Annotated in this window: 7 protein-coding genes; all 7 read left to right on the top strand. The window is 47.2% G+C overall.

Annotated elements, in window-relative coordinates; translation table 11 throughout:
- The first annotated feature begins 5 nt into the window (after positions 1 to 5).
- The gene (locus tag ACRRS1_RS18035; protein WP_432451807.1) at positions 6 to 1,169 is read left to right on the top strand and encodes a phosphoglycerate kinase; all 1,164 of its coding nucleotides are present in this window, start codon (positions 6 to 8) and stop codon (positions 1,167 to 1,169) included.
- A 100-nt stretch (positions 1,170 to 1,269) separates the two neighbouring features.
- Complete coding sequence (gene fbaA / locus ACRRS1_RS18030; protein WP_432451808.1) at positions 1,270 to 2,346, top strand: class II fructose-bisphosphate aldolase; 1,077 nt, start codon at positions 1,270 to 1,272, stop codon at positions 2,344 to 2,346.
- Positions 2,347 to 2,816: 470 nt separating this feature from the next.
- The gene (locus ACRRS1_RS18025; RefSeq protein WP_432467224.1) at positions 2,817 to 11,075 is read left to right on the top strand and encodes a retention module-containing protein; all 8,259 of its coding nucleotides are present in this window, start codon (positions 2,817 to 2,819) and stop codon (positions 11,073 to 11,075) included.
- Between the two features lie 79 nt (positions 11,076 to 11,154).
- On the top strand, positions 11,155 to 13,323 hold the full coding sequence (locus tag ACRRS1_RS18020; protein ID WP_432451811.1) for a type I secretion system permease/ATPase: 2,169 nt from the start codon (positions 11,155 to 11,157) through the stop codon (positions 13,321 to 13,323).
- Positions 13,310 to 14,704, top strand: coding sequence for an HlyD family type I secretion periplasmic adaptor subunit (locus ACRRS1_RS18015; protein ID WP_432451812.1), 1,395 nt, complete (start codon positions 13,310 to 13,312; stop codon positions 14,702 to 14,704). The genes ACRRS1_RS18020 and ACRRS1_RS18015 overlap by 14 nt, the downstream gene beginning before the upstream one ends.
- Positions 14,705 to 14,735: 31 nt before the next feature.
- The gene (locus ACRRS1_RS18010) at positions 14,736 to 16,031 is read left to right on the top strand and encodes a TolC family outer membrane protein (protein ID WP_432460087.1); all 1,296 of its coding nucleotides are present in this window, start codon (positions 14,736 to 14,738) and stop codon (positions 16,029 to 16,031) included.
- Positions 16,031 to 16,633 carry an OmpA family protein gene (locus tag ACRRS1_RS18005; RefSeq protein ID WP_432460085.1) on the top strand — a complete coding sequence of 201 codons (603 nt, stop codon included), beginning with the start codon at positions 16,031 to 16,033 and terminating at the stop codon, positions 16,631 to 16,633. Before ACRRS1_RS18010 ends, ACRRS1_RS18005 begins: the two co-directional genes overlap by 1 nt.
- Position 16,634 lies beyond the last annotated feature (1 nt).

Genomic DNA, 16,634 nt, shown 5'->3' with positions numbered 1-16,634 from the left:
AGATAATGTCAATTATCAAAATGACCGACTTAGATCTTGCTGGTAAACGCGTATTAGTACGTCAAGATCTGAATGTTCCTGTAAAAAATGGAAAAGTGACTTCCGATGCTCGTATCTTAGCATCGATTCCAACCATTAAGTTGGCCTTAGAGCAAGGCGCTAAGTTGATGATTACTTCTCACCTTGGTCGTCCTACTGAAGGTGAATATAACGCAGAATTTTCTCTCCAGCCTGTGGTTGACTACTTAAATGAAGCTTTAGATGTGCCAGTACGTCTTGCGACTGACTACCTCGATGGCTTAGAGCTTAAAGCTGGTGAATTGGTGGTTCTTGAAAACGTTCGTTTCAACGTTGGTGAGAAGAAAAATGAAGAAGCTTTAGCTAAAAAAATGGCTGCACTATGTGATGTTTACGTGATGGATGCCTTTGGTACCGCTCACCGCGCTCAAGCGTCGACTCATGGTGTAGGTATGTTTGCTGAAGTTGCTTGTGCTGGTCCTTTACTTGCGGCTGAACTTGAAGCATTAGGTAAGGCAATGGATAAACCAGAACGTCCATTGGTTGCGATTGTTGGTGGTTCTAAAGTTTCGACGAAGCTAACTGTATTAGAGTCACTCTCTAAAATAGCTGACCAATTAGTGGTTGGTGGTGGTATTGCAAACACCTTTATCGCCGCTGAAGGTCATAACGTAGGTAAGTCTCTTTACGAAGCGGACTTACTTGAAACCGCTAAAAAATTGATGAAAGAGTGTGCTATTCCAGTTGCCACTGATGTTGCATGTGCTAAAGCATTTGATGAAAATGCTGAAGCTGAAATTAAACATGTTTCAGAAGTTCAAGATGATGACATGATCTTCGACTTGGGTCCTGATTCAACAGCGGCGCTTGCAGAAATCATTGGTAATGCTAAAACTATTCTTTGGAATGGTCCTGTGGGCGTATTCGAATTCAAGAATTTTGAAGCGGGTACAGCAGGCATTTCTAAAGCGATTGCTGAATCAGCTGGTTTTTCTGTAGCCGGCGGTGGTGATACACTAGCAGCGATTGATAAGTTCGGAATTAAAGACCAGGTTTCTTACATCTCTACTGGGGGCGGTGCCTTCTTAGAGTTTGTAGAAGGTAAAGTATTACCTGCCGTAGCAATGCTTGAGGAGCGTGCTAAAGGTTAACTGGCGACAGTGTGGAAGCTTTGCTTCCGCACTGTGATAAGTAATAAAGCACAGAAGTGTTCATAATTTTAATTAAATATAAGTAGATGGAATCATTGATATGTCTAAGATCTTCGATGCAGTAAAACCTGGGGTTATCTCTGGCGACGATTTGCAAAAAGTTTTTGCTATTGCTAAAGAAAACAAATTCGCACTTCCAGCGGTTAACGTAGTTAACACTGACACGATTAACGGTGTATTAGAAGCTGCAGCCAAGGCTAAAGCGCCAGTTGTTGTTCAATTCTCAAACGGCGGTGCCGGTTTCTTCACTGGTAAAGGCGTTAAACTTGAAGGCCAAGGCGCAGCGATTCAAGGTGCTGTTGCGGGCGCTAAGTATGTTCACGCTGTTGCTGAATCTTACGGTGTTCCTGTGATCCTTCACACTGACCACGCAGCTAAGAAATTGCTACCTTGGATTGACGGTCTACTCGATGCGGGTGAAGAATTCTTCGCTCAAACTGGTAAGCCTTTGTTCTCTTCTCACATGATTGACCTTTCTGAAGAGCCACTAGAAGAAAACATCCAAATCTGTGGCGAATACCTTGCTCGCATGGCTAAAATGAACATGACCCTTGAAATTGAATTGGGTTGTACTGGTGGTGAAGAAGATGGCGTAGATAACTCTGATATGGACGCGTCTGAGCTTTACACTTCTCCAGAAGACGTAGCTTATGCATACGAGAAACTAACCGCGATTAGCCCTCGTTTCACGATTGCTGCTTCTTTCGGTAACGTACACGGTGTTTACCAAGCGGGTAACGTTGTACTTACTCCTACTATTCTTCGTGATTCACAAGCTTACTGTGCTGAGAAATTTGGTATTGCTCCAAATGCACTTAACTTCGTATTCCACGGTGGTTCAGGTTCTTCTCAAGCAGAAATTCAAGAGTCTATCGGCTACGGTGTGATCAAAATGAACATTGATACTGATACTCAATGGGCTAGCTGGGACGGCGTACGTGCTTACTACGTTGAAAATGAAGCTTACCTACAGGGCCAAATTGGTAACCCTAAAGGTGCTGATCAACCGAATAAAAAATTCTACGATCCACGCGTTTGGTTACGTAAAGGTCAAGAAAGCATGGTTGCACGTTTAGAGCGCGCTTTTGCTGATTTGAATGCAGTAGACGTACTGTAATTTTATAGCGATACCGTGTGATATAAGGCTCGCCTCGGCGAGCCTTTTTGTTTTCAGTGTATTGATTATCATCTATTTTGCTTGTTCTCAAAGTTTCCACTCCCTTATTTGTCTTGATTAAAGACGCATTATCACCAACCCAAATTGATACTTATGCTGGGAACTTAGAGCTTATCGCTGCTTAATTGTGTTTATTGTGATAATACTTCTCTTCATTGGTTTACACCTTCTAGTTGATGAATGTTTTAGTTATTCTTTATAGAGTATGTGAATCAATCAGTTGTTGATTGGTGATTCTGTTATTGGTATGTGTTTCAGGGCCCTAGATCGCAAGTTAAAATTTGAATTAGTAAAATTCATTCGTTAAATGTTAATCTGATGGCTAAAATTTATACTTTAACAACTGTGTTATCTGTGAGTATTGTCGCCGCAGAAATCTAGAACATCGATCATGTTGAAAGGAAATAAATATGGAACAGAGCATTGCAACTTCAAGTGCAACAATCGTGTCTATTCAAGGGCAAGCGTTTGCTGTGGATGAACTTGGCAATATTAGGGCTCTGCAGCCAGGCGATCAAGTTCAAGCTGGGGAGTTAATTATTAGTTCCCAGGGAGCGCAATTAGGTTTCTATTATGGTGGTGCTGAATATCAGTTAGGAGAGAACAGCGGCACTCAGTTACCAGTAGATGTTACCACAGGACAAGCGCAGCAGCTGAGCGCGGTGAATGATGTTGACATCGAAGCCTTACAACAAGCGATTTTGGATGGTGTGGACCCCACGACTTTATTTGAAGCGACGGCGGCTGGCGGCGAAACAGCTGCAGTGAGTGAGGGCAATGGTGGTTTTGTTAGCATTGAGCGAGTCGGCAGCGAAATTATTGCTGAAGTCGGTTTTGATACCCAAGGTATAACAGTTAATCCGACTCCCACGGTTAATCAACTCGCAGCGAATGTTCAGGATACAACTGCACCTTTTCCGGATGACCAAGCACCCACCATTAGTATTAATACGGAAACTATTAGTGAAGGGGCGGTTGATGAAAATACAGTGGTTGCCAGTTTTGTGTCTAGTGATCCTGATGGTGATCCGCTGAGTCACAGCATCATCAATGATAGTCAGGGTTATTTTTTGCTTGATGGCAATCAGGTGAAATTGACCCCCGAAGGGATCGCTGCAATTAATAATGATCAGCTGAATTTAACCGAGTTAAATTTGACGGTTCAGGTCGAGGCTAACGGACTTAGTACTAACGATACAGCAACGGTTGTGATTGCTCGGGTTGATGCAGGAGACCAAGGTCCCAGTATCCAAGTTTTAGCCGTAGACAATATCACTGAAGACTCGGTTAGCACTGATACTGTGGTTGCTAATTTCAGTTCCAGCGACCCGGAAGGGGATGTTCAAACTTATCAGTTATTGAATAACGACGATGGATATTTGGTGATCGATGGTAACACTGTCAAGCTTAGCGAGGCTGGCGTTGCGGCAGTGAATAATGACAGCTTAAACCTTAGCCAACTGAGTGTTACGGTGGAGGTAACGGCTAACGGTCAAACAGATTCTGCCAGCGATCAGTTATCCATCATACATGTCAACGATGCCCCTGAGAGCAGCACAGTAGTCTTAGAGCCCATCGCCGAAGATAGCGGCGCGCGCATCATTAGCTCTGAAGAATTACTGGCCAATGCCAGCGACTTGGAAGGCGACGATTTAACGGTCAGCAACTTGCAGCTGAGCAGTGGTAACGGCAGTTTAGTGGACAACGATGACGGCAGCTGGACTTATACGCCGGCGGCCGATGATGACAGCAGCGTTAGCTTCTCATACCAAATTACCGACAATGGCAGCACCAATGGTCTCAGCGATCCACTAAGCGTGGATGCCAGCGCCAGTCTCGATCTCACTCCGGTGAATGATGCACCCGAATCAAGTGCGGTCGTCTTGACCCCCATCGCCGAAGACAGCGGTGCGCGCATCATTAGCTCTGAAGAACTACTGGCCAATGCCAGCGACTTGGAAGGCGACGATTTAACGGTCAGCAACTTGCAGCTGAGCAGCGGCGCGGGCAGCTTAGTGGATAATGGCGACGGCAGCTGGACCTATACACCGGCGGCCGATGATGACAGCAGCGTTAGCTTCTCTTATCAAATTACCGATAATGGCAGCAGCAATGGCCTCAGCGATCCACTAAGCGTGGATGCCAGCGCCAGTCTCGATCTCACCCCGGTCAACGATGCCCCAGAAAGTACGGCGCTTGTGTTAGATCCGATTGCTGAGGACAGCGGCGCGCGGATCATCACTAGCGAAGAACTGCTGGCCAATGCCAGCGACTTGGAAGGTGACGATTTAACGGTCAGCAACTTGCAGCTGAGCAGCGGCGCGGGCAGTCTGATCGACAATGGCGACGGCAGCTGGACTTATACACCAGTGGCCGATGATGACAGCAGCGTTAGCTTCTCTTATCAAATTACCGACAATGGCAGCAGCAATGGCCTGAGCGATCCTCTCAGCGTGGATGCCAGCGCCAGCCTCGATCTCACTCCGGTCAACGATGCACCCGAATCGAGTGCGGTCGTCTTGACTCCCATCGCCGAAGATAGCGGCGCGCGCATCATTAGCTCTGAAGAATTACTGGCCAATGCCAGCGACTTGGAAGGCGACGATTTAACGGTCAGCAACTTGCAGCTGAGCAGTGGTAACGGCAGTTTAGTGGATAACGGTGATGGCAGCTGGACTTATACGCCGGCGGCCAATGATGACAGCAGCGTTAGTTTCTCATACCAAATCACCGACAATGGCAGCGGCAATGGTCTCAGCGATCCACTCAGCGTGGATGCCAGTGCCAGCCTCGATCTCACTCCGGTCAATGATGCTCCCGAATCGAGTGCGGTCGTCTTGACCCCCATCGCCGAAGACAGCGGCGCGCGGATCATCACTAGCGAAGAACTGCTGGCCAATGCCAGCGACTTGGAAGGTGACGATTTAACGGTCAGCTACTTGCAGCTGAGCAGCGGCGCGGGCAGTCTGATCGACAATGGCGACGGCAGCTGGACTTATACACCAGTGGCCGATGATGACAGCAGCGTTAGCTTCTCTTATCAAATTACCGACAATGGCAGCAGCAATGGCCTGAGCGATCCTCTCAGCGTGGATGCCAGCGCCAGCCTCTATCTCACTCCGGTCAACGATGCACCCGAATCGAGTGCGGTCGTCTTGACTCCCATCGCCGAAGATAGCGGCGCGCGCATCATTAGCTCTGAAGAATTACTGGCCAATGCCAGCGACTTGGAAGGCGACGATTTAACGGTCAGCAACTTGCAGCTGAGCAGTGGTAACGGCAGTTTAGTGGATAACGGTGATGGCAGCTGGACTTATACGCCGGCGGCCAATGATGACAGCAGCGTTAGTTTCTCATACCAAATCACCGACAATGGCAGCGGCAATGGTCTCAGCGATCCACTCAGCGTGGATGCCAGTGCCAGCCTCGATCTCACTCCGGTCAATGATGCTCCCGAATCGAGTGCGGTTGTCTTGACCCCCATCGCCGAAGACAGCGGCACGCGGCTGATTACCAGCGAAGAACTACTGGCCAATGCCAGCGATTTGGAAGGCGACGATTTAACGGTCAGTAACTTGCAGCTGAGCAGTGGTAACGGCAGTCTGGTCGACAATGGCGACGGCAGTTGGACTTACACGCCGGTGGCCGATGATGACAGCAGCGTTAGTTTCTCATACCAAATTACCGACAATGGCAGCAGCAATGGCCTCAGCGATCCACTAAGCGTGGATGCCAGCGCCAGCCTCGATCTCACTCCGGTGAATGATGCACCCGAATCGAGTGCGGTCGTCTTGATCCCCATCGCCGAAGACAGCGGCGCACGGCTGATTACCAGCGAAGAATTACTGGCCAATGCCAGTGACTTGGAGGGCGACGATTTAACGGCCAGCAACTTGCAGCTGAGCAGTGGCGCGGGCAGTCTGGTCGACAATGGCGACGGCAGTTGGACTTATACGCCGGCGGCCGATGACGACAGCAGCGTTAGCTTCTCATACCAAATTACTGACAATGGCAGCAGCAATGGCCTCAGCGATCCACTCAGCGTGGACGCCAGTGCCAGCCTCGATCTGACCCCGGTGAATGATGCACCCGAATCAAGTGCGGTCGTCTTGACCCCAATCGCCGAAGACAGCGGCGCGCGCATCATCACTAGCGAAGAATTACTGGCCAATGCCAGCGACTTGGAAGGCGACGATTTAACGGTCAGCAACTTGCAGCTGAGCAGTGGTAACGGCAGTTTAGTGGACAACGGTGACGGTAGCTGGACCTACACGCCGGCGGCCGATGATGACAGCAGTGTTAGCTTCTCTTATCAAATCACCGATAATGGCAGCACCAATGGTCTCAGCGACCCACTCAGCGTGGACGCCAGTGCCAGCCTCGATCTCACTCCGGTCAACGATGCCCCTGAGAGCAGCACAGTAGTCTTAGAGCCTATCGCCGAAGACAGCGGCGCGCGGCTGATTACCAGCGAAGAACTACTGGCCAATGCCAGCGACTTGGAAGGCGACGATTTAACGGTCAGCAACTTGCAGCTGAGCAGTGGTAACGGCAGTTTAGTGGACAATGGCGATGGCAATTGGACTTATACGCCAGCGGCTGATGATGACAGCAGCGTTAGCTTCTCTTATCAAATCACCGATAATGGCAGCAGCAATGGCCTGAGCGATCCCCAAAGCATCGATGCCAGTGCCAGCCTCGATCTCACTCCGGTCAACGATGCCCCTGAGAGCAGCACAGTAGTCTTAGAGCCTATCGCCGAAGACAGCGGCGCGCGGCTGATTACCAGCGAAGAACTACTGGCCAATGCCAGCGACTTGGAAGGCGACGATTTAACCGTCAGCAACTTGCAGCTGAGCAGCGGCGCGGGCAGCTTAGTGGATAATGGCGACGGCAGCTGGACCTATACACCGGCGGCCGATGATGACAGCAGCGTTAGCTTCTCTTATCAAATCACCGACAATGGCAGCAGCAATGGCCTCAGCGATCCACTAAGCGTGGATGCCAGCGCCAGTCTCGATCTGACCCCGGTCAACGATGCCCCTGAGAGCAGCACTGTAGTCTTAGAGCCGATTGCCGAAGATAGCGGCGCTCGGCTGATTACCAGCGAAGAACTACTGGCCAATGCCAGCGACTTGGAAGGCGACGATTTAACGGTCAGCAACTTGCAGCTGAGCAGTGGTAACGGCAGTTTAGTGGACAATGGCGATGGCAACTGGACTTATACGCCGGCGGCTGATGATGACAGCAGCGTTAGCTTCTCTTATCAAATTACCGATAATGGCAGCACCAATGGTCTCAGCGATCCACTCAGCGTGGACGCCAGTGCCAGCCTCGATCTCACTCCGGTCAACGATGCCCCTGAGAGCAGCACAGTAGTCTTAGAGCCTATCGCCGAAGACAGCGGCGCGCGGCTGATTACCAGCGAAGAACTACTGGCCAATGCCAGCGACTTGGAAGGCGACGATTTAACCGTCAGCAACTTGCAGCTGAGCAGTGGTAACGGCAGCTTGAGTGATAACGGTGATGGCAGCTGGACTTATACGCCGGCGGCCGATGATGACAGCAGCGTTAGCTTCTCATATCAAATCACCGATAATGGCAGCACTAATGGCCTGAGCGATCCACTCAGCGTGGACGCCAGTGCCAGCCTCGATCTGACCCCGGTCAACGATGTGCCAGAGGCGATTAATGACCATTTCAATTTACTCGCATCGGGAGGTACTGTATCACTCGATCTTTTAGCGAATGATTCTGACCCTGAGGGTGATGCGATTAGCATTAAATCCATTGATGGTACTTTGTTAACTCCCGGATCCGCCCAGACTATTGCTGTCGAACAAGGGCTTGTGAATGTGAGTGCAGCGGGTTTAGTTAGCTTTACCGCGAACCCTGATAGTGGTGGCGATGTTCGTTTCTCTTATACGATAGAGGATCAAGGGGGTCAACAAAGCCAAGCGACGGTGAGTGGCAATATTATTGATTTGAATAGTGACAGCGCGCAGGTCTTTGAAGCGGGCCTGGCCACAGGCTCGGCACCTGGGGTTGCCAATAGTTCAGCAAGTGGAAACTTATTAGCCAACGACGGCGGAGATTTTTCCGAGTTATCGATAAGTAGTATTGCCTATGAAGGCAGCCCGTATACTGCTGATGTTAATGGCGTGATTAGCATTGACACTGAGCAGGGTGTATTAACGGTGTATACCGAAGCCTATGATGGCTTTGGTAAGGGAGACTATCAATACCAGTTAAATACCTCGCGCTTAGCGGGTGATGGTCAAAGCGAGAGTTTCTCTTATATTGTTAGTAATGCTCCCGCTGGTTTTACCAGTCAGGCGACACTTGAGGTGAGTATTGTCGATGATGCCCCTGTCGGTAGTCAGGTTGCATTGACTCTGGAGTCGAGCCCCTTGTCGGTCACGACTAATTTAGTCTTGGTATTAGACACATCGGCGAGTATGAATAATGGAGAGCATGGCGATGGGCTCGATTACTTAAAAATTGCCGTCGATGCTTTAACCCATTTGATTGATCAGGCCGACGATAAGGGCAATGTGAATGTACAAATCATTGGTTTCTCTGATTCTCAAGTGAGTAGTGGGTGGATCATTGATAACGTGGCCGACGCCTTAGACTACTTGCAAAGCTTAGCCTCCGGAGGCGGTACTCACTATGATTCAGCCTTGAATCAAGTTATTCAATCCAGCATCGTTGCCGAGCAACCGAGTGCCGATAGTACGCTGTTGTACTTTATTTCCGATGGTGAACCGAATCAGGGTTATGGTATTGACGAGACGGTCGAGTATAAGGGCTTAACTGGACAGGATGCTTGGGATACTTTTGTTAATGAGAATGTCGATATTAGCTATGGAGTGGGGATTGGTAATGCCAACTTATCGGTGTTACAAGACATTGCTTCAGATTCTGCGAATGATGAATACGCATTTATTGTAAATGATGTGACTGATTTATCGACTAGCTTGGTAGAAAGTTATTTAGACGAGGCAGTGAGTGGCTCGTTAGGCTTAGTTGACACGGCATCAACCAGTGGTTTCATGGTGGGAGCGGATAATGGCTACGTGAGCGCTATAAAGGTTGATGGTACCACTTATACCTATGATCCAGATGCTAGACCAGAGCAGCAACAAACCCTGAGTATCGCCACTGCTCTGGGGGGCTTGTTAGTCCTTAACTTTGTGACTGGTGCCTATAGCTATGAACTCAGCTTGAATAGTGATGGCTGGGCGCAACAAGAAAACTTCAGTGTCACAGTGTCAGACTTCGATGGTGACAGTGCTGTTACCGACATTGTAATTCATACTGTATTTGAACCAATTGTTGATGCTAATCGTGATTATGTGATCACTTCTCAGGATGGCACCAGCAGTATCAGTATTCCGAGTCTGGCCCTATTATGGAATGATCAGGGGCATGCGATTGAATTGAGTGGTGTTAGTGATGCGCAAGGCGGTAGTGCTAGTCTGGATGATTCAGCTAATATCGTGTTTGAATCCGATGATGGCATCGGTTTAGGTATTAATGAAAGTAATTTTGAAACTGAAGCCGTGGCCACAATCGCGATTGAAAATCCGCTCGATAGCGGTTTATCGCCAATCAATAATTCATTGTTAACGGCGGTTGATTTAAGTGACCGCTCTTTATTCAGTGCCAATGATCGCAATATCATCAATACCAATAACATTGACGGATACTCTTACGCTTTTCAAGGGACTTTAGAGAGTGATACTTCAGTCGTTGGTGGTGTTGACCAAGATTGGTTTAAGGTGACATTGGCAGTAGGCGAACAGTTACGTATTAATGTCAGCTCTAATGATGATGCTTCTCGGTCCGTGGATGTGGATGTGTATTTATATAATGAATCAGGAGAGCAGATAGCCGTTATCGATGATTACTGGGCCGGTGCCAAGGAAACTTACACTGCCGATTATCAAGGTGATTATTATATCCAAATTGTCGCGGAACAGGGTGCTGATAATGGCCAAGCTTATCAACTTGATTTAACTATTTTGACCGATACTGCGGAGTACAATAAATCGGCCGCAACAGATGTATTGGAGCAGTTTGATTATGGCATCAATGCTGATGGTCTCTCGGATACCGCCACGGTCGAAATTGTTGGTGAACATAGTCAAACGCTACAAGGTAGTGACGCCGATGAGATTTTAATTGGCAATGAGCATAGCGATAGTTTGCTGGGTGGCGGCGGTCAAGATGCTTTAATAGGAAATCAGGGTGATGATGTCTTGATTGGCGGTAGCGGCGAAGACTTACTCATTGGTGGTCAGGGTAACGATATACTTACTGGTGGTGATGATAGTGATATGTTTGCTTGGTTAGCAAATGATGATCAAGCGAGCGTGAATGATACGATTACCGATTTCACTGTTGGTGAAGGCGGTGATGTGCTTAACTTAAGTGATTTGTTACAAGGGGAAACGGAAGCCAGTTTGGAATCTTTCCTCTCCTTCGAAACGGTGACTCATGGAAGTGGTGTCGATACCATTATTTCAATTGATAAAGATGGTGGCGACAATGGTTTCAGTGTTCATCAGACTATTACCCTCGAGAATGTTGATTTTAGCGGTATGAGTGATAGCGAAATATTGACTCAATTAATTGAAGATCAACAGCTTAATGTCGATAACTAAACCTTTTTATTTGGGTTAATTTAATTACAAGAGTAAGCTAAGGCTTGCTCTTGATGTTTTATATTGTAAAGGATGCAAGGTGCAGGAAGCCAACCCACAGCAACACCATCACCGTGATTTAGATATTGCTGCTGAGCGCAGTGACCCCTTACTGAATAGTTTGGTATTTTTGTCCAAGTATTACGGCAAGCCTTTTTCAGCGAAGGCGCTTTCGGCTGGTCTACCGTTAAAAGAGGGCTTGTTGACGCCTGCGTTATTACCTCGCGCGGCATTACGCGCCGGAATGGATGCATCTTTGGTTAAAAAACCAATTGATAAAATTCCCGACTTATTATTGCCTTGTATTTTGCTATTAGAAGATGGTCGCTGTTGTGTATTGCTTGCTCGTAACCAGCAAGATATTGAAGTAGCTTGGCCGGAATTACCTGATAGCCACGAGCATATTACTTTAGACAAATTGGCTCCGAGTTATAGCGGTTTTTGTTGTTATGTTCGTAAACGTTATCGTTTTGATGCGCGTTCTCCGGAAGCTTTAAAGAGTAACCGTGGTCATTGGTTCTGGAGTACTTTGCGTCGCTCGGCTCCTATCTACCGAGACGCTTTGGTCGCATCATTATTTGTGAATTTATTTGCAATTGCTTCGCCCTTATTTGTGATGAATGTTTATGATCGGGTCGTGCCCAATTCAGCGATGGATACCTTATGGGTATTGACAGCTGGAATGGCGCTGGTCTTGGTGTTCGATTTCGCTTTAAAGCAGATGCGTGCTTACACTTTAGACTTAGCAGCTAAGAAATCAGATATTTTATTATCTGCCCGAATCTTCGAAAAATTGCTGAACATGAAGATGGAGACTCGTCCTACCTCGGTAGGTGCCTTCGCAAAAAATATACAAGAGTTCGATTCGATCCGAGAATTTATTACCTCCGCCACGATTGCCGCTTTAGTTGATGTGCCATTTTCTTTGCTGTTCCTTGCGATTATTGCACTGGTTGCCGGCCCCTTGGTATTAGTGCCTGCTGGGGCGGCGCTGGTGATGCTTCTGTATTCATTTTGGATCAAACGTAAGATGCATCAAGAGGTCGAGTTAGGCAGCCGATTTGCCAGTCAAAAGAATGCTCATTTAATCGAAAGTCTTTCTGGTATCGAGTCTTTGAAGTTAGCGGGGGCAGAAAGCCAATTCCAGCATAAGTGGGAAGAGTTAGTCGGTAATATCGCCACTTGGAATATGCAAATTCGTAAATTGGCGACTTCGGTGGGCAGCGTTAACGGCTTTGTTTCACAAAGTACCACGGTGTTATTAGTGGTGGTTGGGGTATTTCAAATCTCTGTTGGTGAATTGTCGATGGGGGGCCTGGTGGCGGCGGTTATGTTAACCGGACGCGCTTTGGTTCCTTTCTCTCAAGTCTCATTATTGGCAACGCGTTATAATCAGGCGCAATCGGCATTGCAAAATCTAGAACAGATTATGGCTTTGCCGGATGAGAATCTAGAGCGTTATATGCATCGTTCTCATTTCGATGGCGATATCAGTTTTAGCGATGTAGATTTCACTTATCCGGGTTCTGAAGTTCAAGTGCTTAAACAGGTAAGCTTTGCGATTAAAGCCAAGGAAAAAGTCGCAATTATCGGGAAAATCGGTGCAGGAAAGACCAGTATTGAAAAACTTCTGCTGGGATTTTATACGCAACAGCAAGGCGCTATTCGTCTCGATGGTGTTGATTTAAAACAGATTAGTCCTGCAGATATTCGTCAAAAACTGGGGTGTTTACCTCAAGATATTAATCTGTTTTATGGTTCTATTCGGGAAAATATCACCCTCGGGGTGCCGCATATCGAAGATGAGCTGATTTTTCGCGCAGCAGAGTTAGCTGGGGTGAATGAGTTTACTGATATAGATCCTGAAGGTTTAGATCGTCAAGTGGGCGAGCGGGGTCAATATTTATCAGGGGGACAGCGCCAGGCGGTCGCTTTAGCACGTGCTTTGCTGTTTAACCCTCCGGTATTAGTGCTCGATGAACCGACCAGCAGTATGGACGCTCACTCTGAGAATTTAGTGAAGGCACAACTGAAACAAGTTGTCGCCGATAAAACCTTTATTTTAATTACACACAAAATGTCGATGTTGGATTTAGTTGATCGGATTATTGTATTAGAACGTGGTCGAGTGGTTGCCGATGGCAGTAAAGCAAAGGTTCTAGAGCTACTGCGTACTGGTCAAGTGAGGTCACCAAATGGCCAAGCGTAAGCTAAATGTTTCTGAGAGTGATCTGCAATTTGTGGATGATATTAACGCCGCGATATTAATGAAAACGCCGCGTAGTTCGCGTCGTTTACTATGGTTGATCTTTATTTTGATGATCTGCGCCTTATATTGGGCTCATTGGGCCAAAGTGGATGAAGTTACGGTCGGCGCGGGGAAAGTGATCCCTTCCCAACAAATTCAAACCATTCAAAATCTTGAAGGCGGTATTCTTAAACAAATTTTGGTGAAAGAAGGCGATACTGTTGAAATAGGCCAGCCTTTATTGTTGATTGACGATACTCGTTTTCGTTCCGATTTTCGTGAACGAGAGCAACGCTTAATTAATCTTCAGTCTGATGTAGCGCGCCTGCGTAGCGAAATTACCAGTATTAAAATGCACCCCGAGTTGGACATGACACAGTGGCGTAAACAAGTATTAATTAGTGATGAGCCCATAGACTTTGATGCCGAGTTTAGCCAAAAGTACCCTGAAGAAGTGAAGGGTCAGCAGTTGCAAAAGATGGCTAGGTTGCGGGCCTTACAAAATCAATTGTCGATTACCGCAGGTCAAATTGAGCAGAAACAACAGGAGTTATTGGAGCTTAAGTCTAAGGTTGAGCATGCTCAGCGGAGTTACAGTTTGGTGCTAGAAGAGCTCGCCCTCACGAAACCCTTAGCCAAAGAAGGTATTGTTTCTCAGGTCGAATTGTTAAAATTGAAACGTCAAGCTAACGACCTTAATGGCGAACTTCAAAGTAGCAAGCTATTAGAACCAAAAATTCGCAGTGCTATCGCCGAAACGGTGTATAAGCGTCGAGATATTGCGCTCGCTTTTTTGAGTGATGCTCGTCAGCAGTTGAATAAAATTGAATCTGAATTGCAGCCATTAACCGAGGGTCAAGTTGGTCTGCGGGATCGAGTCGCTCGTACTTCAGTGGTCTCGCCAGTCAAGGGGACTGTGAAAAAAATCTATAGCAATACGGTGGGTGGAGTGGTGCAACCAGGGATGAGCATCATGGAAATCGTGCCTATGGAAGATAATTTATTGGTTGAGGCGAAAATTCAACCTAAAGATATTGCTTTTCTTCGTCCGGGGCTTAAAACTGTTGTTAAATTCAGTGCTTACGACTTTTCAATTTATGGCGGTTTGAATGGTCATTTAGAATTAATAAGCGCAGATACGATTTTGGATGAAGAAGGTCATAGCTACTATTTAGTGCGGGTACGTACAGATAAAAACTACTTAGGTAGTGATAACATGCAGTTACCAATTATTCCTGGAATGTTGGCCAATGTAGACATTATCACCGGTAAAAAGAGTATTTTGGATTATCTATTAAAACCGATTATGAAGGCGCGACAGACTGCGTTAAGAGAACGTTAATCGTGAACGTACCAGTTAACAAGGAGAGTTAATGAACAAGTTGTGCTTAAGCGTTACGTTTGGATTGATGATGAGCTGTAATTTCGCTTCGGCTCAATCTTTAGAGCAAGCGGTGGCCAAAGCTTTAACCGAGCATCCTCAATTACAATCTTCTTTTAACCAGTTTAAGGCAAGTGGTGAGCAATATCAGGGGGCAAAGGGCGGCTTTTATCCCAAGGTTGATTTGAATGCTGGCGCGGGGTGGGGGCAACGGGAAACAAACGCGTCAGGTACCAATAGCGCCAATCCTACAGAGCTTGGTATTAGTATTCGTCAGTTATTATTTAGCGGTTTTGCGACTACCGGTGAGGTATCGAGAACCGAGAATGAGGCGCGGGCCGATCAGTGGTTATTGTATAACGATGCCGAGAATATTGCGTTGCAGGTAGTGAATGTCTATTTAGAGGTGCTCAAGCAACAGCAATTGCTTACTTTGGCTGAGAATAATTTGCAAACTCATCTGGCGATCCAAGGGGATATTAAGAAGCGCACCGATGCCGGGCTAGGTTCTAGTGCCGATCTTACTCAAATTAACGGTCGAGTGGCTCGAGCGAACACCAATGCTCTCTCCGCTCAAAATAACCTATTGGATGCTCAAAGCCAGTTTTTGCGAGTGGTGAATAGTCTCCCTCAGGATTTGGTCATGCCGGCGGCCGATATGAACTTGTTACCGCCGGATCTTGATAGTGCGGTTGATGCGGCCTTGAAAGTTCACCCCGCATTAAAGTCTGCGCAATATGATGTTGCAGCCGCGAACGCCCAAAATACCGTGGCTAAGTCGCGTAATTACCCAGAGATTGCTTTAGAGTTAGATGGGGATTGGAATCGTAACCAAAACGGTCTCGCTCATACCAAAGATTATGAGCTAGCGGCGATGCTACGCTTGCGTTATAACTTATTTAATGGTGGCAGTGATTCAGCGGCGATTCGTCAGAGCGCTTATCAGGTCAATCGGGCCAAATCGATGAATGAGGATGCGCTGCGTCAAGTCACTGAGGGCACGCGCTTGGCTTGGAATGCCTGGGATGTATTGGTTCGTCAAAAATCATTCTTGCAGCGGCACGTTGATGCGAGTTACCAAACAGTGAGTGCCTACAAGAAACAGTTTAATTTGGGAAAGCGTAGTTTGTTGGATGTACTGAATACTGAGAACGAGTTATTTGAAGCTCAAAATGAGTTTATTGCTGCCGATATTGACGAATTACGAGCGAAATACCGTCTGCTGAATGCCACTGGGCAATTGCTCGAAGGATTACGGGTAGACCGACCCGAAGATTGGACTTTTTAATGCTTAAATTGAGCGCAGTCATCTTACTGGCGATCTTCAATCTGATGGCTTGTAGCCAGAGTGTTGAGCCTTATAGGGTTGAATTGGCGGGCTACGACCGTGCTGATCAAGATCGCGATGGGGTCATTAATCAACGAGATCTTTGCGTCGATACCGAATCTGGGGCTGAAATTGATAATAATGGTTGTGCTGCTTATCAATTAAATGTTGATAGTTATGAGCTGATGGTATTTTTTGAAAATGATTCGAGTCAATTGAAGCGTGAGTTTGAGCCGCAGTTACAGCAAGTCGCTGAATTTATGCGGCGTTATCCTCAGGTTGAAATTGGAGTTGAAGGTTACGCCAGTGCTAGCGGTCGTGCAGACTATAATCTGCAGCTTTCGCGGCAACGGGCGAAGGCTGTGAGCCAGGTACTGGTTGAGCGTTTTCAAATAAGTGAGCAGAGGATCCAACTACAGCCTATGGGCGAAAGCCAACAGTTGGTGGATGATGATTCACCTCAAGCGGCGGCTGCCAATCGTCGAGTCCGTATATTTGTGCAACAACAATACCGCAATGTGGTCCCTAAATGGACTATCTACACGTCTCAGTTAAAGCCGTAGG

The organism is Agarivorans sp. Z349TD_8, from assembly GCF_050870825.2.
Classification (GTDB): domain Bacteria; phylum Pseudomonadota; class Gammaproteobacteria; order Enterobacterales; family Celerinatantimonadaceae; genus Agarivorans.
Note: the sequence above shows the minus strand (reverse complement) of the source record. Positions and strands in the feature narration are given on the sequence as shown.